Annotated in this window: 16 protein-coding genes and 1 pseudogene; 7 read left to right on the top strand and 10 right to left on the bottom strand. The window is 64.8% G+C overall.

Features of this window, described 5'->3' with window-relative positions:
* The 5 genes and pseudogenes from Q0D31_RS21105 to Q0D31_RS21085 all read left to right on the top strand — a co-directional run.
* Positions 1 to 149 (top strand): annotated as a pseudogene (locus Q0D31_RS21105) (chemotaxis protein CheW); the annotation flags it as partial.
* 42 nt (positions 150 to 191) lie between these two features.
* Positions 192 to 581 carry a response regulator gene (locus tag Q0D31_RS21100; protein ID WP_291855566.1) on the top strand — a complete coding sequence of 130 codons (390 nt, stop codon included), beginning with the start codon at positions 192 to 194 and terminating at the stop codon, positions 579 to 581.
* A gap of 29 nt (positions 582 to 610) precedes the next feature.
* Positions 611 to 1,474, top strand: a complete 864-nt coding sequence (locus Q0D31_RS21095; protein ID WP_291855561.1) for a protein-glutamate O-methyltransferase CheR — start codon at positions 611 to 613, stop codon at positions 1,472 to 1,474.
* Positions 1,475 to 1,476: 2 nt separating this feature from the next.
* Complete coding sequence (locus Q0D31_RS21090; RefSeq protein ID WP_291855558.1) at positions 1,477 to 1,800, top strand: PilZ domain-containing protein; 324 nt, start codon at positions 1,477 to 1,479, stop codon at positions 1,798 to 1,800.
* Positions 1,801 to 2,116: 316 nt separating this feature from the next.
* Positions 2,117 to 2,758 (top strand): response regulator, encoded by a 642-nt coding sequence (locus Q0D31_RS21085; protein WP_291855556.1) that lies wholly within the window; start codon positions 2,117 to 2,119, stop codon positions 2,756 to 2,758.
* Positions 2,759 to 2,837: 79 nt separating this feature from the next.
* On the opposite strand, the gene Q0D31_RS21080 is transcribed toward Q0D31_RS21085, so the two are convergent.
* The 5 genes from Q0D31_RS21080 to Q0D31_RS21060 all read right to left on the bottom strand — a co-directional run bounded on the left by Q0D31_RS21080 (position 2,838) and on the right by Q0D31_RS21060 (position 12,753).
* Complete coding sequence (locus tag Q0D31_RS21080; RefSeq protein ID WP_291855553.1) at positions 2,838 to 6,347, bottom strand: PAS domain S-box protein; 3,510 nt, start codon at positions 6,345 to 6,347, stop codon at positions 2,838 to 2,840.
* Between the two features lie 223 nt (positions 6,348 to 6,570).
* Positions 6,571 to 8,688 carry a S9 family peptidase gene (locus Q0D31_RS21075; RefSeq protein WP_291855550.1) on the bottom strand — a complete coding sequence of 706 codons (2,118 nt, stop codon included), beginning with the start codon at positions 8,686 to 8,688 and terminating at the stop codon, positions 6,571 to 6,573.
* A 76-nt stretch (positions 8,689 to 8,764) separates the two neighbouring features.
* Complete coding sequence (locus Q0D31_RS21070; protein WP_291855547.1) at positions 8,765 to 9,949, bottom strand: aminotransferase class V-fold PLP-dependent enzyme; 1,185 nt, start codon at positions 9,947 to 9,949, stop codon at positions 8,765 to 8,767.
* Positions 9,950 to 10,118: 169 nt separating this feature from the next.
* Positions 10,119 to 10,847, bottom strand: a complete 729-nt coding sequence (locus tag Q0D31_RS21065) for a thermonuclease family protein (RefSeq protein WP_291855544.1) — start codon at positions 10,845 to 10,847, stop codon at positions 10,119 to 10,121.
* 178 nt (positions 10,848 to 11,025) lie between these two features.
* Positions 11,026 to 12,753, bottom strand: a complete 1,728-nt coding sequence (locus tag Q0D31_RS21060) for a hypothetical protein (protein ID WP_291855541.1) — start codon at positions 12,751 to 12,753, stop codon at positions 11,026 to 11,028.
* Between the two features lie 359 nt (positions 12,754 to 13,112).
* Between Q0D31_RS21060 and Q0D31_RS21055 the strand changes: the two genes are divergently transcribed.
* The gene (locus Q0D31_RS21055; protein ID WP_291855538.1) at positions 13,113 to 13,952 is read left to right on the top strand and encodes a caspase family protein; all 840 of its coding nucleotides are present in this window, start codon (positions 13,113 to 13,115) and stop codon (positions 13,950 to 13,952) included.
* A 109-nt stretch (positions 13,953 to 14,061) separates the two neighbouring features.
* On the opposite strand, the gene Q0D31_RS21050 is transcribed toward Q0D31_RS21055, so the two are convergent.
* The 3 genes from Q0D31_RS21050 to Q0D31_RS21040 form a co-directional block, all read right to left on the bottom strand.
* Positions 14,062 to 14,955 (bottom strand): HlyD family efflux transporter periplasmic adaptor subunit, encoded by an 894-nt coding sequence (locus Q0D31_RS21050; protein WP_291855534.1) that lies wholly within the window; start codon positions 14,953 to 14,955, stop codon positions 14,062 to 14,064.
* A 337-nt stretch (positions 14,956 to 15,292) separates the two neighbouring features.
* The gene (locus tag Q0D31_RS21045; protein WP_291855530.1) at positions 15,293 to 17,746 is read right to left on the bottom strand and encodes an adenylate/guanylate cyclase domain-containing protein; all 2,454 of its coding nucleotides are present in this window, start codon (positions 17,744 to 17,746) and stop codon (positions 15,293 to 15,295) included.
* A 211-nt stretch (positions 17,747 to 17,957) separates the two neighbouring features.
* Positions 17,958 to 20,000 (bottom strand): AsmA family protein, encoded by a 2,043-nt coding sequence (locus Q0D31_RS21040; protein WP_291855528.1) that lies wholly within the window; start codon positions 19,998 to 20,000, stop codon positions 17,958 to 17,960.
* Positions 20,001 to 20,217: 217 nt separating this feature from the next.
* Here Q0D31_RS21040 and Q0D31_RS21035 point away from each other — a divergent pair, with 217 nt between their 5' ends.
* A complete protein-coding gene (locus Q0D31_RS21035) occupies positions 20,218 to 20,892 on the top strand; it encodes a Crp/Fnr family transcriptional regulator (protein ID WP_291855524.1) in 675 nt (224 codons plus the stop codon).
* A 13-nt stretch (positions 20,893 to 20,905) separates the two neighbouring features.
* On the opposite strand, the gene Q0D31_RS24025 is transcribed toward Q0D31_RS21035, so the two are convergent.
* Positions 20,906 to 21,142, bottom strand: a complete 237-nt coding sequence (locus Q0D31_RS24025; protein ID WP_366518543.1) for a DUF4926 domain-containing protein — start codon at positions 21,140 to 21,142, stop codon at positions 20,906 to 20,908.
* Positions 21,142 to 21,480, bottom strand: coding sequence for a DUF6883 domain-containing protein (locus tag Q0D31_RS21030; protein WP_291855521.1), 339 nt, complete (start codon positions 21,478 to 21,480; stop codon positions 21,142 to 21,144). Before Q0D31_RS21030 ends, Q0D31_RS24025 begins: the two co-directional genes overlap by 1 nt.
* Positions 21,481 to 21,485 lie beyond the last annotated feature (5 nt).

Raw genomic sequence — 21,485 nt, 5'->3', positions numbered from 1 at the left:
ACGATGGCCGCGAGGAAAACCCCGTCAACCTCGATCCCCGCATGGCCAAGTTCGCCGGCGGCGTCCACCGCCTCGACGGACAGCTCATGGTCGTCCTCGACGTCGATCGCGTCCTCGAACTAGCCTCCAAGACAGCCATTGCCGCGTAGCCAGGTTGGCATGCGCCGCCCCGTCAAGCCAGGAGATCGAAAATGAGAACATGTCTGGTGGTCGATGACTCCAGCGTCATTCGAAAGATCGCGCGCCGCATCCTGGAAGGCCTCGATTTCCAGATCATCGAGGCCGAGGACGGCCTGCAGGCGCTGGAAGCCTGCAAGCGCGCCATGCCCGAGGCGGTCCTGCTCGACTGGAACATGCCTGTCATGGACGGCTATGAATTCCTCGGCAATCTGCGCCGCATGCCCGGCGGCGACATGCCCAAGGTCGTGTTCTGCACTACCGAGAACGGCATCGACCATATTTCGCGCGCGCTGCATGCCGGCGCCAACGAATACATCATGAAGCCGTTCGACAAGGAAATCGTCGCCACGAAGTTCCAGGAAGTCGGTCTGATCGCGCCGGCAGAGCCGAGCCTCGTCTAAATAGTATCCGCTTACCTCAAGAGGCTCTCGTGACCCCACAAGACTATGAATACCTGCGTCGGCTCCTGAAGGACCATTCCGGTCTCGATTTGTCCGCCGACAAGCAATATCTGATCGAAAGTCGGTTGCTTCCGCTGCTGCGCGAATTCGACGTGCCGGGTATCAGCGAACTCGTGCGAAAAATGAAGGCCGGTTCACCTTCCCTGATCGCCCAGGTGGTCGAGGCCATGACCACCAACGAGACCTTCTTCTTTCGTGACAAGGTGCCATTTGACAACTTTCGCGACGTAATCATGCCCGAGGTGCTGAAGGCGCGCGGAGCCCGCAAGAGTATCCGGATCTGGTGCGCCGCGGGCTCGACCGGGCAGGAGCCATATTCGCTCGCGCTGTGCCTGAAGGAAATGAGCGCCTCCCTTGCGGGATGGCGGGTCGAGATCATCGCAACCGACCTGTCCCGGGAAGTGCTCGAGAAATCAAAGGCGGGAATCTACAACCAGTTCGAAGTCCAGCGCGGCCTGCCGTCTCAGCTGCTCGTCAAGTACTTCAAGCAGACCGGCGAGCTCTGGCAGATCAGCCCGGATATCCGCGCCATGGTTCAGCACCGGCAGCTTAACCTGCTGCACGATTTCTCCCAGCTGGGCGTCTTCGACGTCATCTTCTGCCGCAATGTCCTGATCTATTTCGATCAGGACACCAAGATCAATACCTTTGGACGCCTTGCCGACGCGATGGAGTCGGGCGGCTTCCTGGTGCTGGGCGCGGCGGAGACAGTTGTCGGCCTGACGAATGCATTCAAGCCGTTTCCGAACAAGCGTGGGCTCTATCAGCCGAGCGCCGTGCGCGTAAGCGCCGAACTCCCTCGGGAAAAATTCACAGCGATGGCGGGCAGGTGACCATGACGGAGGAAAGCAGGGGCGTAGAACGGGTCTCTTTCAGCAGGGGATATGATGTCTGCATGATGGCTATCGACGGCACCTGGCGGCGGGATTGCCAGCTCAAAGCGATCTCGGACACCGACGCCGTGCTGACGGTCGAGGGCTCCATCCAAGGCCTCAATCTCAAGGAATTTTTCCTGCTGCTGTCATCGACCGGCCTCGCCTACCGCCGGTGCGAACTCGTGCGCGTCAACGGCACGGAAATGGACATTCAGTTCGTGCGCGGCAAGCTCGCCAAGAAACGGCTCGGTGCGTCACCGAACGCAAACGAGGTAGCGAACTAAGGCCGGCAAGGGCCAGGCGTGACCGCGTGCGCCGCGCAGGCGCCTTGCCAATAGGGCGTCGCCTTGCGGTAAGCGTTGCGGGCGCTCACCTCCAGGGCAGGTCCGGATCGCGGGCGATTGGATGCGGTTCCCTCCATTTCTGGACCGCGGAGACTGTATTCCGCAAGACTCTACTACCTTAGTTTATCGTCCCAGCGGGCGTTGTTGTTTGCGCGTCAAGTCGCAGTCCCGTAACATACAATCAGATTGTGATCCGGTCGCGTATTGGTAGCGTTATATCGATGCGCGCCGAATCAACCACGCATGGACTGGGAAAATGGTTGAGAAAGTCCATTCCCGCGGAGAGATCTTCGTAGTCGATGACGATCCTGCCGTGCGCGAAACGCTTTCGATGGTGCTGACGGCGGGTGGCTATCAGGTCATCTGTTTCGCAGACGGCGCGGCCCTGCTAACCGTTGCCCGAACCAGAACGCCGTCCTGTATCCTGCTCGATGTGCATATTCCCGGAAAGTCCGGCCTCGATGTTCTGCAGGAGCTGCACGCCGAGGACTATCCGGCACCGATTTTCATGATTTCCGGACAGGGCGACATCGCGATGGCGGTCGGCGCCATCAAGAGCGGGGCGCTGGACTTTATCGAAAAACCGTTTCGCGGCAGCGAAATCGTGGCGCGGCTCGACCAGGCGATCGACGCTTACGCGCGGCGACAGGTGAAGGATTCCGGCTCGGGGATCGCAGCACTCCATTTTCCCGGACGCGAACCGCTGACGCGGCGCGAGCGCGAGGTTCTCGAGCAGTTCGTATCAGGCGCTTCCAACAAGGAGGCGGGACGGCAGCTGGGGATCAGCCCGCGCACCATCGAGGATCACCGCGCCAGCATCATGAAGAAGCTCGGCGCGCGGAACGCCGCCGATCTGATCCGGATCGTGATGACGACCCGGCAGCAGGGCCAGGCGTGAAGACACGAAACCGGTTGGGCAAACCTCCGATACGGAACAAGGTTTCGGGCGCCGGCGCGGTGGCAGCTCCTGCCAACGATCAAGCGGCGAAGGCCTTCCGGATCATGATCGCCATGTCGGATTTCCGATATGGCTTGGCGAGCAGCAAAACACCATCGTCGAGCCGGCCGTCGTGGATGATCGCGTCTTCGGTGTAGCCGGAAGTGAACAACACTCTCAACCCCGGTCTGACCTTCGATATCTCGTCGGCGAGTTCCCGGCCATTCAGGCCAGGCAGGATCACGTCGGTCAACAGCAGGTCGAACGGACGGCCTGCATGCACGATCGCGAGAGCTTCGTTGGCGTTTGCCGCATGCAGCGTGACATAGCCGAGCGAATGCAGCTGGGTCAGGACGTAATCGCGCACCAGCTTGTCGTCTTCCACCACCAGGATCGTCTCGTGGCCGCCTTCGACCGCCGGCGTCGGCGGCAGTTCGGCCACCGGCCATACGCCCGTAGCCAGTGGCAGATACATCTTGATCGTCGTCCCATCACCTTCCTTGCTGGAGATCGTGATGAGACCGGCCGACTGTTTGACGAAGCCGTACACCATGCTGAGCCCGAGACCGGTGCCCTTGCCGGGTCCCTTGGAGGTGAAGAACGGTTCGAAGACCTTGTCGAGTATCGCGGCGGGAATGCCGGCTCCGGTATCGCTGACCGCGATGGTCGCGTAGCGGCCGGGCCTGAGGTCGCCATGCATGCGCGCGTCGCGATCGTTGAGCGTCGACGAGCCGGTTTCGATGGTGAGCCTGCCGCCGTTCGGCATGGCGTCGCGTGCGTTGAGGGCGAGATTGAGGATCGCGTTGGCCAGCTGGTTTGGGTCGACGACCGCCGGACACGCCTTTTCTTCGAATACCGTTTCGATTGCGATACGGGCGCCGATCGTCCGATGCAGCAGTTTCGTCGTATCCTTGATCAGCGCGTTGACGTCGGTTTCGCGGGGCTCGAGCGGCTGCCTGCGCGCGAATGCAAGCAGGTGCTGGGTAAGGTCGGCGCCGCGAGACGCGGCCTCGTCGATCATTCGCGTGATGGCGGCGAGCTGCGGTTCGTCCTTGACGGCGTCGGCCAGGATTTCGATCGTCCCCGTGATGACCGTCAGGATATTGTTGAAGTCGTGCGCGATGCCGCCGGTGAGCTGTCCCATCGCCTCCATCTTTTCGGCCTGCCTGATTCGCTCCTCGGCGGCGATTCTCTCGGTGAGGTCGCGGATGAAACCGTTGAACAGGAATCCATCGCGGGTCTTCAGCGCGGCGATGCTCAACTCCACCGTGATCTCCCGGCCGTCCCGCCGCCTGACCTTGAGTTCACGGCGGGGCTGTCGCACCACCGGGTTGCCGGCCAGCAGGAACGACTGCAGCGCTTTTTTCACAGGTCCGTGTCCGTCGATCCGGCCCATCAGTTTGAAAATGTCTTTCCCGATCACTTCATCGCGCGACCATCCGAGGATGCGCTCGGCCTGCGGATTCCAGTTCCGGATGAGGCCCTGCTCGTCGACCTGAACGAAGGCATCGAGCGCGGTGTCGATAATGCCGCGCGCCAGTTGCTCGCTTTCCTGCAACGTCTCCTGCGCCTGGCGGCTCTCGGTCATGTCGCGGCCGACGAAGAAGAACCGCTTGGCGGGATCGGACCAGGTGCCGAGCCAGGACAACCAGACGGCGCGCCCGTCCTTGTGGGTGCAGCAGCGCGCTTCGAAGACGTTCAAATTCTCTCCGCGGCGCGCGGCGCGCATGCCTTCGCGGCAGCTCTCGAGATGATCGGGATGGATGAACTCGCCCCCGCTGCGCCCGATCAATTCGTCGGGACGATAGCCCAGGATGGCTTCGCAGCTTGGACTGATCTGCACCACAAATCCGCGAGAATCCATCACCACGATCAGATCCAGCGAGGTTTCGAAGATCCTGCGGAGTTCTTCGGTCTGTTGCTGCAACATCTGCCTCGTCTTGTTGGCATCGGTGATGTCGCGGATCACATTGGAGATGCCGATGGTCGCACCCGAAGGCGACCTGATCGGGTAGATGCTGAGCGAGACGTCGATTCGGCGGCCGCCCTTCCCCAGCCGGACCGTTTCCTGGTGTGCGATGCTTTCACCCGATGCGATCCGGCGCATCGCGTCCTCGAACCTCGCCAGCCGGTCGTCGGGTACGAGCAGCGTGATGTTCTCGCCCGCGGCTTCCGCCGCCGTGTATCCGAACAGCCGCTCCGCGGCCGAATTCCAGCCAGTGATCGCGCCGTCGAGCGTCATCGTGATGATGGCGTCGTTGGAGGACTCGATCGCCGCGCTGAACAGTCGCTCGCGCTCGGCATGGTGGTCGCGCGAGGCTTCGGTGCGACGATGTTCCATGACCTCGCGCTCGAGAGCGAGCGTCTTGGCATTGGCCTCGTCGATCACGCGGGCAAAGGCCCGGGCCAGCACGTCGGTCTCGCCGTTTGCACCCACCGGAATCATCGTCGTGCCACCGTGGGCGGAACCCTCGACCGCCCTGGTCAACTGAATGATTGGTTTCGTCAGCGACCGCGCGATCATCGTGGCGAGCGCCGCAGCGCCGAGTACTGCGAGCAATCCGACCAGCAGGGAAGCGTTCCGAATCGCCTCGGCCGGCGCCAGGATGACCGCGCTCGGGACGGTTTCGATGACCCCGATCCATTCCTGGCCGGCGAGCAGGGCAGGCGCGAGCGCCACGCCCCCGGCCTGGCCGGTATCGTCGGGGACGATGCGCGCCAGGCCTTGGGTCGCCCCGGCGGATGTAGCCAGATATGGGAAATCGGTCAGCCAGTTCGCCGGCGCCTCCCGCGGCCGACCGAATTCGCGCATAGGCTGAGGATGAACCAGATATTCGCCCCGTCGGTTGACGGCGTATATCGCGCCACCCGGTCCCGCCTGCGACCTCACGCGCTCAAGGGCCGGGCGCATGTCGATCTTGATTGTAACAATTCCCAGCCGCTTGCCGTCCGGATTCAACAGCGGCGCTGCGAGCCGTAACGTCGGCATCGGCGGCGTCGTGGAATGCCCGCTCGGTGTTTCCATCTCGACCGGCGACACGAATGTTTCACCTGGATTCAGGGACAAGGCGCTGGCGAAATGCGGTTGATCGACCTGGCGTTCCGGTTCTGGCTTCGGGACAACGCGGATAGCACCTTCCGGTCCGGAGCGATCGACCCGGAGGATTTCGCGCCAAGTGCCATCAAGGCCAAAGACCTGAAATTCAGCATAAGCGGGCTTGGCCTTGAATTCGCTCACAATCCGGCTCGAGATTCGTTCGACCAGCACCTTTTCCGGGAAACCGTCGAGCGGGTCGGCTCCTCCGGCCAGGCGTGCTCGAATGAGCGCGGTCAACGGCGGAAGCGACCGGAAGCCTGTGATATCGGCGAGTGGTCCGGCTACATAGAACTTCAGTTCAGCCGCGACGAACTGAGCATGCGTGTCGGTGCGCTCGAGCACCCTGGGCAGCAGCGCCTGTTCCAGATTGCGATAACTCAGCCAGCCGACGGCGGACACCGCAATCGCGACCAGCGCGGTCATCGCAAAGACAAGCCTCGTGGTCAGCGTCATGTTGGCCTTGGTGATCGCGCGCCCAGTTCCCGACCGCGTGCCGGGCGGACTCAAACAATGCAATTTTGCATCGGGATCGGGAAGCCGCAATATCGGTCAATCCGGCGCGAGCCGCCGTGGGGATTCCCCCAAACGCGTCATCTGCCAGGCGCGACGGTTTCTCGCAGCGGGCCTGATTTGGTAGCGCGGCTCGGCGATTTGAGCAATCCGGGAAGGCGAGGCGTCATGCCTTGCCGCGCTCCGCCAACCCCACCGTCCACAGCGCGAACGCATAGGCGATCGCGACCTCGTCCAGCCGGTCGAATCGCCCCGCTGCGCCGCCATGTCCCGCGCCCATATTGGTACGCAACAGCACCGGGCCACCGCCCGACATGGTAGCGCGCAGCCGCGCGATCCATTTCGCCGGCTCCCAATAGGTGACGCGGGGATCGGTCAGCCCAGCCATCGCCAGAATCGCTGGATAAGCCTTCGCCGCGATGTTCTCATAGGGCGAGTAGGAAAGAATGGTGCGGAAGTCTGCCTCGCTCTCGATCGGGTTGCCCCATTCCGGCCATTCCGGCGGCGTCAGCGGCAGCGTGTCGTCGAGCATGGTATTCAACACGTCGACAAAGGGGACTTCGGCCACGATGCCGGCGAACAATTCGCCGGCGCGGTTGGCGACCGCTCCCATCAGCATGCCGCCGGCGCTGCCGCCATGACCGACGATGCGTTTTGCGCGCGTGTATCCGGCCGCGCACAGTGCGCGCCCGGCGGCGGCGAAATCGTCAAAAGAGTTCGTCTTCCGCTCGCGCTTGCCGTCAAGATACCAGCCCCAGCCCTTGTCCGCACCGCCGCGGATATGCGCGATCGCATAGACGAAGCCGCGGTCGACCAGCGATAGCCGGTTGGCGGCGAATGCGGCCGGCATCGCCATGCCGTAGGACCCATAGCCGTAAAGCAGCAGCGGGGCGCTGCCGTCGCGCACCAGTTCCTTGCGGTGCAGGATCGAGACCGGCACCTGGGCGCCGTCATGCGAGGTCGCCATGATACGCGTGGTCACATAGTCGGCGGGATCGTGTCCGGAAGGAATCTCCTGCCGCTTGCGCAACAGCCGCTTCCGCGCCGCCATGTCGTAATCGTAGACTTCCGCCGGAGTCGTCATCGACGAATAGGAAAATCGCACATTCGTGGTTTCGAACTCATAGCCGCCCATGGTGTCGAGCGAGTAGGCCGCCTCGTCGAACGCGATGGCGTGCTCCTCGCCGGTCGCAAGATCGCGGATGACGATCGATGGCAGCGCGTTGGCGCGCTCCAGCCGCACCATGTGTCCGGCATAGAGCTCGACGTCGATCACATAGATGCCTTCGCGATGCGGAATCAAATCGCGCCAGTTGGCGCGTCCGGGCGAGGCCAGCGGCGCGTTGACGATCTTGAAGTCGATGGCGTCGTCCGCGTTGGTGAGGATGAACAGTTCGTCGCCGCGGTCGGCAATCGAATATTGCACGCCCTCCTCGCGCGCCGCGACCAGGACCGGCGTCGCCGCGGGGTCGGCAAGATCGATCAGCCGATGCTCCGAAGTTTCGTGATCGCCGCCGGCGATGACGCAGAACCGGCCGGAGGCGCTCTCGTGCAGATGGGTGAACCAGCCCGAATCCGCCTCCTCGTAGACCAGCGAGTCTTCGGTCTGCGCGGTGCCAATCCGATGCCGCCAAACCTGCATCGGTCGGTGGTTGTCGTCGAGCTTGACGTAGAAGAAGCTGTTGCAATCCTTGCTCCAGACCATGCCGCCGTCGGTTTCCTCGACGATGTCGTCGCGATCGAGGCCGGTCTGCCAGTCGCGGACGCGGATCGTAAAATACTCCGACCCCTTGGTGTCGGCGCTCCAGGCATGGAGGCGGTGATCGGGCGAATGCCGCGCGCCGCCGAACTTGAAATAATCATGGCTTGCGGCGAGCGCGTCGCCGTCGAGCACGATCTGCGCGTCGCCGCCGGCTCGCGGCGTACGGCCGAACAGTTCGTGCTGCCCGCCCTCGCGAAACTTCCGCAGATAGGCGAACGGGCCGTCCGGCGACGGGACGCTGGAATCGTCCTCCTTGATCCGCCCGCGCATCTCCGCCACCAGTTTTTTCTGAAGGGACGCGGTATGGCCGAGCAGGCTCTCGGCGTAGTCATTCTCCGCCTCCAGATAGGTCCGGATGTCGGGGTCGAGGATCGTGGGATCGCGCAGCACTTCCTGCCATCTGGCGTCCTTCAGCCAGGCGTAGTCGTCGGTCAAGGAGATGCCGTGCGTCGTGAACGTATGTGGCCGCCGCGGTGCGACGGGCGGCGGCAGCTTGGGTTTCGTGCCAAAGGGATGCGTCACTGGTTCCTCGTGCGTCCGCGGGTCTATCGCATGTAAGGTCGTCGGATCGCCATGGCAGGGAAGGCTCCGCAGGCCGTTACGCCCCGACGTTCTCGCCGAGATATGCGATCGCGGCTTCGGTGCCGCCCTTGCCGTGCGGGACCCCGAGCGCGTTGAGGCCGACCTCGACGACACCGAGCGTGCCCAGGATCATCGGCGCGTTGACGTGGCCCATATGGGCGATCCGGAACGCCTGGCCGGAGAGGTCGCCGATCCCGGTCCCCAGCACCACGCCGCATTTCTCCTTGCAATAGCGCTGCAGCGCCACGGGATCATGGCCGTTCATGGTCACGGTGGTCACCGTGTCGGAGCGCTCGGCGGCTTCGGCGATGTTGAAGCCGAGCACTTGGCCCTCGCTCCAGACCGCGACCGCGCGGCGCACGGATTCGGCGAGCAGGCGGTGGCGCAGGAACGCGTTCTCCAGCCCCTCTGATGTGAGCATGTCGATCGCCTTGCGCAGCGCGAACAACAGATGCACCGGCGCGGTGCCGGCGTATTTGCGGTAGTGCTCCGCGCCTTCGCGCTCGGTCCAGTCCCAATAGGGCGTGCGCAAATTGGCCTTCTTGTGCACCTCGCGGGCGCGGTCATTGGCGGCGACGAAGCCGAGGCCCGGCGGCGTCATCAGGCCCTTCTGCGAACCGGACATCGCGACGTCGACGCCCCAGGCGTCCATCTCGAACGGCATGCAGCCGAGCGAGGCCACGGTGTCGACCATGAACAGCGCCGGATGGCCGGCTGACTTGATCGCCTTGCCGATCGCCTCGATGTCGTTGTAGGCGCCGGAGGCGGTATCGACCTGCACCGCCAGGATCGCCTTGATGGCGTGACCCTTGTCCTGCCGCAGCCGCGCCTCAACCTCGGCGGGACGGATCGCCCGGCGCCAATCGCCCTTCAACACCTCGACCTCGGCGCCCATCGCCGCCGCGGCGTTGCCCCAGCCGATAGCAAACCGCCCGCTTTCCAGCACCAGCACCTTGTCGTCGCGCGACAGCACGTTGCTCAGCGTTGCTTCCCACGCGCCGTGGCCATTGGCGATGTAGATGTAGGAGTGGCCGCGTGTGGCGAACAGCCGGGAGAGGTCGGCAAGCAGGCTGTCGGTCAATTCGACCATCTGCTCGGAATAGATGTCCAGCGCCGGACGGTGCATCGCTTGCAGCACCTCGTCGGGCATGGTGGTAGGTCCGGGGATGGCCAGAAATTCCCGGCCCGCGCGAACGGTCATTGGTCGGTTGTCCTTATGGCAGATAGGTGGAATCGAAGCGGTCGGGGTTTGGCCGCGATGATATTGGATTGGCTCGGCCGTGGCGAGCGCGGCAGGGCAATTCGGGGCCGCAAAAATAATCGATTGCTCTCATTGCTCCGCGTCTGGCAGGCGGGAAGGGGCGATCAATCTAGCGCCGGGTCTCGCGGCAGCCGGCCGCCTCGGCCTCGTCCACCGAGCAGAACCAGCGCGTGCCCTTGCTGATCTTCATCTGGATCTTCGCATACCAGCGGCTGTCCGGCGTGTGGTAGATGCATTCGCCGGAGCGGTTGACGTTGCCCTTGATGGTGCAGTCGGGCGAGGGTGCGATCGATCCGGACGCCGACGCGAGCAGGATCGCCCGGGCGTTCTCCGGCGGCTTGACGGCGCCGAGAATGGCCGTCTTCTTGTTGCGGACGCGCCAGTCCCACGGCGCGATGAACGCGCCCTGCCACATCCCGGCCTTGGCGTCGCGCGCGATCTTCTCGTCAGCCTCGTAGTCGCGCGAGACCCGTGTGTACGCCAGCGCCCAGCCTTGCGCCACCAGCCACTTCTGGATGTCCTCGCCGTCAGCTTCACACCGCGCCAGCGTTCGCCCGCGGCGATCGGTGGACCTGGTTTGGCAGGTCCAGCTCTTGCCCCCGAAGCGCCTGGTCAGTTCGTCACGCGCGGCGACGCCGCAGGTCCAGCGCTCGGCCTTGGTGTTGAGGCACAGCTGATCCACCGCCGGCGCGTCGATGCCGGCCAGCCGAAGCCGCTGGTTGCCGATCTGCACCTGGCCGCCGTCGCGGATTTTCGGAACGCCGGTGATGTCGGCCCCCTGCGCGAGGGTCGGCAGCAGCGACAGCAGAACGGCGGAGATCAGGTGCGTCGATTTCATCGGAAGTCCCGGCAAAGCGTGGTCGCAAAGCGTCTCAAATCAAATATGACACCTCGGATTGTGCGGACATTTGGGCCGCTGTGCCAGCGCGCGGCACGGTATCGGGTTCAACTTCCCGTCATTCCGAATCGTCGTTCCGGGCTCGATGCTTCGCATCGCCCCGGAATGACGAGCGAAGCTACCCCTTCATCATTCTCCGCCGCGCCAGCGCCAGTCCCATCAGCACGAAGGCCGAGGTGACTTCCGGCCCGCCGACCAGGATCCGGGTCGGCGTCTTCATCTTGTTCCACTCATACGCCTTGTAGGGGCCATGCCGGCCGCCCTCCCCGAGTTGGGCGACGATGCAGGCCAGGGCCGGCGTAAAGGTCGCGACGTCGGCGCCGAGATGCGCCAGCGCCATCAGCGCCAGCGCCGCGTCGAACGGGTTCATCTCGCGGGCGATGATCTCGGTTTCGACATAGACCAGCACCCGCTTGCGGATCAATTCGAACGTGCCTTTGGGATCGATGGCATGGCGCGCCGCAGGCGGCAACGACATGAAGGCGGCATGGCAGCGGCCGAAATAGGCGGAGTAGAGTTCCGGCAGGTAATAGATGTGGGAGCGCGGATTTTTGAACGCGCCGCTTTCCACCAGCCGCCGCTGGAAGTCGATGATGCGATGCACCGTCTCCAGCCGGGCCGGCGTCTCGAGGATCTGCCAGCGCGCAAGATGGCGAAAACTGACTTCGAGAATGTCGAGGTTGAGCGTGGGGTCGAGATCGTTGCCGTAGGGCCGCTCGCCCGCGAGATTGTCGATCCAGGTGACGACGCCGCCCTCGTAGTCGATGTGGTCGTTGAGCGGAACGGTGACCCGGGGCTCGTTGGCGCCCTCGCGCACCTGGTAGCCGCGGTAGAAATCCAGGAGCGGCTGGTCGAGGATCGGGTCGGTGGAGCCGGCCTGGGCAGCGGCCGAGAACGAGCAGGCCGTGGTGTCGCAATCCGGCACGTAGATGCCGAAGCCGAGGTCCTGCTTGATCTGCGAGAAGAACTTCGAAAAGCGCGGATGCGGCAGCGGCGCCAGCGCGGTGACGACCCGCACCGTCGAGCCGTCATGCGCGGGCACGTCCTCCGCGCTGGTCCGGAGGCAGAAATCGACCATCTCCGCGATCGCCCGATTTGAAGTCGCGGTCTCCGCCGCCGAGACCATCCCGGTCTCGAGATAGCTCAACAGCGCCTCGGTAAAGAAGGCGTCGTAATAGGCCGAGCGGTGGCGGATCTGCATCGGCTGCCACATCGGCTCGGCGATCCCCCGCCATGGCGGATTGATCAGCTCCCGCGCCGGCGAATGCGCGATGAAGATGCGCGCGAGGTTGAACAGCAGCGTCGAATTCTTGTAGCCGCGCGAGTTCAATCCGGTCAGCGCGCTCAGCATTTCGCGCCCGCCCATGTCGGCATCGCCGATCAGGTTGAACGCGGCATAGGTCGGGATGAAGCCGTTCGCGGAAAACGCGCGCAGCAAATGCGCGCCGCAGCGGCGGATCACCTGGTCGATCTCCGCCGGGGAGGGCGATTGGCCCGGTCCGGCCACCGGCGCCGGCTGGGGGTGGCGCACATCGATGTCGGCCATCAGCTCGGCGATGGGGGCGCCGACCGCGGCCCAGTCCGGCTCGGCGTCGTCGCGGGCGCGCGTCAGCGCTGCGCGCAGCGCCTGCAAGCGGCTGTCGTCCCGCAGTGCCGGCAACCCGGTTCGGCGCAGCAGCGGCCGCAGCGCCGGGTTGCCGAGCGCCGTGCGATAGAATTTGCCAAGATGGGGATCACCGCCACGGTAGTTCAGCAGCACGGGATCGCAGACGTCGTACAGCGAGGGGCCGTCTTTCCGGGCGGTCAGCGAGCGATAGGCCGCGACGGCAATGGTCTGGAGGCCCATTCGTTTTGCTTTTCCGACGGAACGGTGAAGGAGGGGACGCGTTAGCCTTAACCAAGGGCGAAACGACCAAATCAGGCCTGCAAGCCTTTGAAACTTATACGATTCCGAGAGAAACACAAATGTGATATAAGTCACATAAATGGAATTAACCTTTCGCCATTATTCCCTGCCGGTGAATGCCATGCGTCAAAGGAGGTTGTTCGGGAGGCCCTGGCAGGCTAAGGATTGTTGCGGTGCCGCAAATAGCTCGCAATTATGCGGCATGCACTTGGGCAACCCCTCAAACCCGAACGGCGCTCACGCGACTAACTGGCGCGTCTGATTGGGTGCCTTTGAATAAAACTGGGATTGGTAGCGTTATGAAACTTGGCATGCTCAGCATTTCCCGCCGTACCGTCACCATGGCCATCGCTTCCGTCGGCCTGGTGTCGCTGGCGATCGGCGCCCACGCGGCGCTGAACAAGCGTTCGCTCGACGCCGGCAAGGCGATCGGCACCGACCACACCGGCTCTATCGGCAGGGGGGCGGACCGCGTCGCCCTTGTCATTGGCAACGGTCGTTATCCGGATGCATCCGCGCCCCTGGCCCAGCCCATCAACGACGCGCGCGGCCTCACCGCAGCGCTGCGGACCAAGGGTTTCGAAGTCGACGTGGTCGAGGACGCCACCAAGGACGACATGACCCGCGCGATCGACCGGCTCAAGGCGAGAATCAAGAAGGACACCGTGGTGATGCTGTTCTTCGGCGGCTACGGCGTCCAGGCCGGCCGCGAGAGCTACATGATCCCGGTCGACGCTGCGATCTGGAAGGAAGCCGATGTTCGCCGCGACGGCTTCAGCATCGAGCAGGTGCTGGACGCGATGACGGAAAAGGGCGCCAAGGCCAAGCTCGTCGTCGTCGACGCCTCCCGCCGCAATCCCTATGAACGCCGCTTCCGCTCCTATTCCCACGGTCTTGCGCCGATCACCACGCCGGAAAACGCGCTGATCCTGACTTCAGCAAGCCCCGGCAAGGTGGCCGACGACGGCAAGGGTCAGTACAGCGTGCTGGTGACGGAACTGCTGAACAATCTCAATTCGCAGGCCGGCGCCGCAACCGCTTTCAACAAGACCCGCAACTCGGTCTCCCGCGCCTCCGACGGCGCGCAAGTGCCCTCGGTCTCGTCTTCGCTGCTGGAAGACGTCCGCCTCGGCGGTTGAAGTAAGCGAATAGCGAATGGCGAGTGATGAATAGGCCACCCAATCCGGGTGGCGCTTCGTCCTACCGTCCTGAAATCCTATTCGCTCCTCGCCACTCGCCCCTTCAACCCTACTTCGCGTCCGCCGCCGCCATCACCGGCCGCACCGGATCGCCTTCGCGCAGCAGGGCGCCGGCGCGCGCGACCACGATGTCGCCTTCGACCAGCCCCTCGCGAATCTCGACCTGGCCGGCCGACATCAATCCCGTCTCCACCCGCCGCGTTTCGACCCGCGCACGCCGCACCACCTGCACCACGGTCCCGGCGGAGCCATAGAGGATCGCGGTGAGCGGCACCGAGACGCCGCAGCTCTGCCCGGTCTTGATCTGCGCGCGGCCGGATGAGTTCACCAGCAGGCGGCGGCTGGTGGTGACGCCGACGAACACCTGGGCGAGCTGGCTGTTCGGCTCGACCGTGGTCGACAGCCGCCGCACCCGCCCGTCGACCTCGCCGGCGCCGATCACCTTGATCCGCGCGGTCTGGTTGACCTGAAGCTTGGCGATGTCGCGGGTCGGCACCATGCCGACGAGGTCAAACTCGCTGCGCGCGATGATCGAGAACAGTGGCTCGCCCTTGCCCGAGGCCATCGCGCCGACGCCGGCGTTGGAGGCCGAGATCACGCCGGCCACCGGCGCCTGCACCGTGATTGTGCCGCCCTCCGGCAGCGTCAGCCGCGCCAGCACCTGTCCGGCGGTGACGCTGTCGCCGGCGTCCGCCATCACCTCGGCGACCTTCAGCCCCATCCGCTCCGGACGCACCTGCGTTTCCTCGCGCGCGATGATGGTGCCGGACACTTCGACGATGTTGGCGAAACAGGATTTCGCCGCCTTCAGCACCGTCACCGCGGCGCCCTTGGGGGCGTCCTCTTCGGCGGCGCCGGCGGGGGAGAGCGAAAGGCAGAGCACGGCTGCTGCCGCGGCGGAAAGCAGCGTTCTCGACGGGGCGGGCGCTGGGCAGGGGGTCATCGGCGATCCAGTCGGGTCAACTGCACCACCGATAACAGAATGTGGCCGGCTGAGCCAAGGGTCATGCGTCCCGTCAATTGTCGGGTGACTCACGCCGAACCTGCCCCGCGCGGGTGCAGCGCGCACCCGGTCTTCCCTGCGCCCTCCTGCTTCCGAGGGCCGCCGAACGAAACATACCTCGGGCGAAACATGCCGCGAGATCGCGAACGCATGTTCCCCGTCATTGCGAGCGCAAGCAATCCATCGCGCCACAAAGGAAGTAAGAATGGATTGCCTCGCTGCGCTCGCAATGAAGGTCAGGCGCATTCGCGCGACCTGTTGGCTCGCAATGAACTCGTCAGGATTTCTTCTTCAGCCTTGCGCCTGCCGCCGCCGCATCGACAACATTGTCGACTTCCTCGCGCCAGCCCAGAATTTCCGCGGCCAGGATCGGATGGTTGAACCCCTTCAGGTTGAGGTCGTCGATTGGCCGGCCGTCGACCCATGGCTCGACCATGCCGTAGACCCGCCGCGACACCACGATCTGGTTGGCCTTGGCCTCGTCGCACAGCCGCGAGGCGAGGTTGGTGACGCTGCCGATCGCGGCATATTCCAGTCGCTGCTCGAAGCCGATCTGGCCGAGCGTGGCGTAGCCGAGCGCGATGCCGATGCCGAAGCCGAGGTTGTGGCCGCGGTTGCGCCACCTCTCGGTCAATTGCCCGATGGTGTCGCGCATTTCCACGGCCATCCGCACCGCGCGCGCGGTGTGATCCTCGAACTGGATCGGCGCGTTGAACAGGATCATCACGCCGTCGCCGGCATAGCGGTCGAGCGTGCCCTCGTATTTGAAGATCAGTTCGCCGAGTGCGGCGTGGTATTCGCGCAGCACGTTCATCGCCTCTTCCGGCTCGGTGGCCTCGGTGAAAGCGGTGAAGCCGCGCAGATCGCAGAACACCACCGTGACCTCGCGGCGGTGGCTGTCGAGCAGGCCCTCATGGCCGTCGGAGGAGGCGATCAGTTGCGCCACCTGCGGCGCGAGGAAGCGCTCGAGCTTGCGGATGCGCTCGATCTCGCCGAGCTGGGTTTCCACCCGCTGCTCCAGCGACCGGTTCCAGTCCTTCAACTGGTCGGTCTGCTCCTGCAGCTTGTCGGCCTGCCGGCGCACCGTATCATGCGCAATCTCCAGCTCGTGACTCTTGCGGTCGACCTCGGTGAACAGCCGGGCGTTACGCATCGCCAGCACCGCCTGGTGCGCGAAGGTCCTCATCAGGCCGATCAGATTCTCGGAGAACTCGCCGGCGTTGCGTCGCAGCACCACCAGCGATCCCAGAATGCCCTGTTGATCGACCAGCGGCACCACCAGCACCGAATGGAAGCCGGACTCGATCGCGAGATCGTGCAGCGGATGCCCGGCAGTGGCATCGAGATCGGCGATCGAGATCGGCTCGCTGTTGGCGGCGGCCTCGCCGAGCGGCGAGTTGTCGGCGTCGATGGCGCGGTGGCCGCCTTCGGCGGATCGATCGATGCCGATCGATTCCGTCAGGCTGAACTGGTGGTTGCCGGCGTCATAGCCGTAGATCAGCACCGCGTCGGCATGGGTGATTTCGAGCGCGCGGGCGGCCACTGTCGGCAGCACCGCGTTGAGGTCGAGGGAGGAAGAAACCGCGCGGCCGACTTCCTCGAGCACCTTGAGTTCGTTGATCGACTGCGCCAGGTCCCGGGTCCGCTCCTTCACCTTCTCCTCGAGGCCGGAATAGGTCTGGGCCAGCTGGGCGGCCATGCCGTTGAACTGGTTGGCGAGTTCCTCCAGCTCGTCCGAGGTCTTGACCTCGATGCGGTGGCCGAAATCGCCGGCGCCGAGGCGGCGCGCGCCGGCGCGCAGCGCCGTGATCGGCACCAGCATGCGGCGGGCCATGATGGTGCCGGCGATGATCGCGACCACGAGGCCCAATCCGATCAAGAGCGCGATGCGCACCAGCTGGTCGCGGATCGGCGTCAGCGCCTGCGCGGTCGGCTGCTCGAAGAACACGCGCCAGCCGAGCCTGGGCACCGGGATCGCCGCCGTCAGCACCGCCTGACCGCCGCTGTCAGTGCCGGACGCCAGCGCCTTGCCGCCGGGCGCGAGCACCGCGGCGACCTGCGGCAGTGCGGAAAGGTTCTTGCCGACCTCGGGCCCCTTGGCCGAACTCGCCAGCACCTCGCCCTTGGGATCGACGATGTAGGCCGACGCCACCCTGCCCACCTCGGTGTCGCCAAGGAAATCGGCCAGGAAGGCGAGATCGACCTCGGCCACGGTGAAGCCGCCATCGGCGTGCGACAGCGCGATCGACATGAAGGGCCGACGGTCGCGCAGGTAGGCTGGGGTGAAGCTGGTGCCGCGCGCAATGGTTTCGGCAAACCTGACGTCGCGGGAGAAGTCGGCGCTGCCGCCGAGGGTGACGATCTGGCGGTTGATGCGCAACTGTTCGCGCCCCTGGCCGTCGAGCAGCGAGAGCTGGCTGACCTGCGGCACCTGACGCAGCAACTGCCCGTAATCTGCGCGGCGCAATTCCAGCGTGTTGGAGGAAGCGCGCGTCACCCAGGAGATCTGCCGCTCGAGATCGGACATCGATTGCTCGATCCGCTTGGCGGTGGCTTCGGCCTTCTGCGACAGGCCGTCGGCGAGCGAACTCCGGATGCCGCTGTAGCTGATCCAGATTTCCATCGCGCCGTTGACGGCGAGCACGAACACGACGAGGCCTACCAGGGCGACGACGTATTTGGCGAACAGGCCTTCGCGCAGGAACCGGACCTTGTCCTTGACCTCGTTCATCCGGACCCTCGTGCGCCACGCCTCGCCGGCGCTTGCATCCGTTTCTCGCAGCCCGGGGGCAGGCCGCTCCCGGAGCCTCGCATGGGGGCTTGTCTAGCACGAAATGAGGTCCTTCGCCGGGTCGGCCCCCGGCATGGTTAGCCCCGGGTTTGGACGGGAGTCCCCGATATCTCGGGCTCGGGGCCCAGCGAATCCGGATCGGAAGGCCCGCTCAGCGATTGAACAGCTGCCGCAACACATCGTTCATCGGCTGGCTCTCCGGTTGCGGAGGGGCGTCGGCCGGCGCGGGGGCGGCGGGTTCGGCGAGGCTGCGTTGGCCGCTGGGTTGGGCCGGCCGCGCGGCGCCCTGGGCAGGGTTGGCTTGGCCGGGGCTCTGGCCCAGTCCGCCGCTCAAGCCCTTCTGCAACAGGTTGCCGATCGCTTCGCCAAGCTGCCCGCCGAGCGGGCTGGACGGCTGACTTGTGCCGCCCGGTGCGCCGGCGGCGCCCTGTCCGCCGGCGGCGCTTTGGCCACCGCCGAGCAAGCCGCCCAGCGCCGCGCCGAGGCCCGCCCCATTGGGGCCGAACAGCCCCTTGCCCATCTCCTTGAGTTTCGCATAGGCGGCCTCGGGGTTATCGAGAATCCCCTGCATCTCCGGATAGATTCGTGGTTCGCCCCACGGGCCCTCGATCATCACGGGGATGCCGAGCCCGACCGGATCGGCGGCGCGGCCCTGGCCTTCAGTGGTCATCACGAGCTTCGGCTCGACACGAAACCCGATCTGCTTGGTGCCGAGATCGATGGTGCCGGCGCCGGTCATCTTGACCAGGGGGCCGACCAGATTGAGATCGGTGGTCTGGGCCTGGCCCTTGTCGATCTTGAACGACGCCGAAAGCTGCGTCAGATCCGTTGCCTTCTCCTGACCCTCCTGCCAGCCGGAAAGCGTACCCGACGTCAGCGAGCGGATCATCTGCGCGACGTTGAGACCCTTGATCGCGCCATCCTGGAACACGACAAAGGCGGTGCCGGACATGTTCGACATGATCGCGCGTTGGCTGGCGCCGTTCGAGCGCACGCCGATCCGGGCCTGCATCTTGCCGTCGAGCTTGTCGAAGTCGGCGAGGCTGCGCAGCAGTGGCAAGGCGCGGACGCCGGCAATGTCGGCCCGCATCGCGAAGGTTGGATTGGCGGTCGAGGCGTCGATGGTCAGTTCGCCATTGGCGTTGCCGTCATAGGCGCCGATGTTGGCAATCTGGGCTTTCATGACGCCGCTCGCCAGCGTGGCCTCGATCGCGGCCGGCGCGAACCGGCCGTCGCCGATCACGAGTTCAGCTGCGGAAATGCGCGCCTGAGCATCGACGTAGTTGAGGCCGTTGAGATCGATGTTCGCATTGCTCCAGGGTTGCGCTGCGGCGCCCGCGGCGCCGCGCTGCATCGCCAGCGCCAGCCGTTGGAAGTCGAGGTCAAGCTTGACCAGCGGCTTGCTCGCCAGATCGACCGAGGCCCATCCGTTGAAAGTGTCTTCGCCGAGCGTGCCGGTGACGCCGTTGATCATCACGATGGCGCCGTTGAGACGGACCTCGGCCTTGGCTGACAGCGCGGCCGGCAACAGGCCGGCCGCCTCGAATTTGAGTTCGGTCGGGATGTTCTGTCGTTCGACCGGCGGCGCAGGCGGCGTCGCCTTGACCGCGAATTTCAGTGGATAGCCGCTGCTGCGTGCGTTGCCGGTCAGGGTGACCTTGCGGTCGGCATCGATGCTGATTTCGACATTTACAGCCTCGATCCGATTCTCGACGCGGTCGCGCAAATTGGAAAATACGACGGTGCCGCCGGTGACGCTGACATGCTCGATCGAAACGGCGTCGGCCGACATGGCCGGCGCGGGCTTCGAAACCGCGGCGGGCTCTCTCACGCGCTCGCGCTGCAGCGGCAGGCTCAGCACCGGGCGGTTGATCGCGAGTTCGGTTACCCGCGGCTGGCCTGCCCACAGGCTTGCGAACGTCACGTCCGCCTGGATGCTGCTAGCGGTGAGGCGGTTGGTGATGTCGCGATCCTTGGGATCCCGCAGCGTCACGTCGTTCAGCGTGATGTGAAGCGACGGCCACAGGCCGAGCTTGGCGCCGCCGTTGATGGCGAGTTTGTAGCCAGTGTCGCGTTCCACCCGCGCCTCGATCTGGGGCGTCAGAAACCCTGAGGGGATGCCGATCACCAGCAGCAACGCGATGACGACGACCACGGCGGCGATGGCGGCGCCGGTAATTTTCAGGGCTCTCATATCGACATTCCAGACCGTGCAACCGGCATTGAACCCGGCAGCAACACGCGGGGCGCCACCGGCAGGCGAGCTTATCCCGGAAACGGGGTGCAGCTCAAAGAAGCGAAAAGTATTCCAGGGGTACTGCAATGTTATGTGACTTATGACACACTTGTCGGGTGACGAATCCTGCTACCGGCTGCCTAGAGCGGACAGGGCCGATCTGGAAGGTAACACAATGAGCAAACAGGCCGAATTTGCGGTTATTCTGAAAATGAACCCGATGTTTGCGGACCTCGGCGCGGACGAATTGCAGCGCATCGCCGGCCTTTGCCACACCGAACAGCTTGGCGTCGGCGAAACGCTGTTCCAGAAGGGCGACGCCGGCGATGCCCTGTACGGGGTTCGGCGCGGCCAGATCCGGATCGAAACCGGCGCCTCCGACGGCAGCCGCCTGACGCTGAACTTCATGGGTCCGGGCGATCTGTTCGGCGAGGTTGCTGTCCTGGACGGCCAGACCCGCACCGCGGACGCCACCGCCGGCGAGCCGTCGGAACTGTTCGTGCTGCGGCGGGAGGATTTTCTGGCCTTCCTCGAGCGCGAGCCGAAGGTCGCGATCAAGATCATCATGCTGCTGTGCCAGCGCATCCGCTGGCAGAGCGAGCGGATGGAGGAATCGGTGCTGCAGCCATTGCCGGTTCGTCTCGCCCGTCGGCTCTGCGCGCTGTCGGACGATTTCGGCTCGGAAGTGCACATCTCGCAGGAGCAGCTCGGCGTCTTCGTCGGCGCCGCCCGCGAAAGCGTCAACCGTCAACTGCAGCTGTGGCGCAAGGACGGGATCCTCGACCTGCAGCGCGGCCGCATCATGCTGCAGAACATGACCAAGCTGACGGCGGTGGCGCGGAACGACTAATCGGTTGGCGCGATCAGGCTGATTCCGGAACGTAGTGTAGCGTGAGAAGTTCGGCGCGAGGGCATGGCACGACAGCATAGGCTTGACCGCGCTCGTCACTGAATTCCACGAGCGAAGTGCTGTCGTCCAGCAATTCAACGACGGTTCCAACTTGCCCGCGGGCAAGGTGTTGCGCCGGAAGATCCGATAGCAGGGCGACCACGTCGAGCAAGGAGGGCCCTGCCTTCCCAACAGCATCCGTGGAAGTCATCATCGCACCCAACATGTAACGAACATGGGCTGGTTCTCACCGGCTCGAACGATCCAGATGGTTCTTACCACAACTTTCCTTCCATGTCGCCTGATCGTGGCATCCAGGCGCCAACGAGCGCCCCAAGCGTCGAGCGCAATCCTGTGAGCCTCGCCGGTGCGTGCGGCTTCCAGCAGAGCGTCCCGTAGCCAGGACGCATCGCCGCGATCGAGCCCAAGGGCCTCACGGAATACCCGGGCCTTGTGACGTCCGCGCGGGTGCAACGGGTTAAGACAATAATCTTCGATCTTGCGAATATCGAGGGTTGCGTCGCCGAAGTCGGGCAGCCGGGTCGCCATCACCG

The organism is Bradyrhizobium sp. (assembly GCF_022844465.1).
Classification (GTDB): domain Bacteria; phylum Pseudomonadota; class Alphaproteobacteria; order Rhizobiales; family Xanthobacteraceae; genus Bradyrhizobium.
The sequence above is the reverse complement of the archived record's forward strand: the minus strand, read 5'-3'. Positions and strand labels throughout refer to the sequence as shown.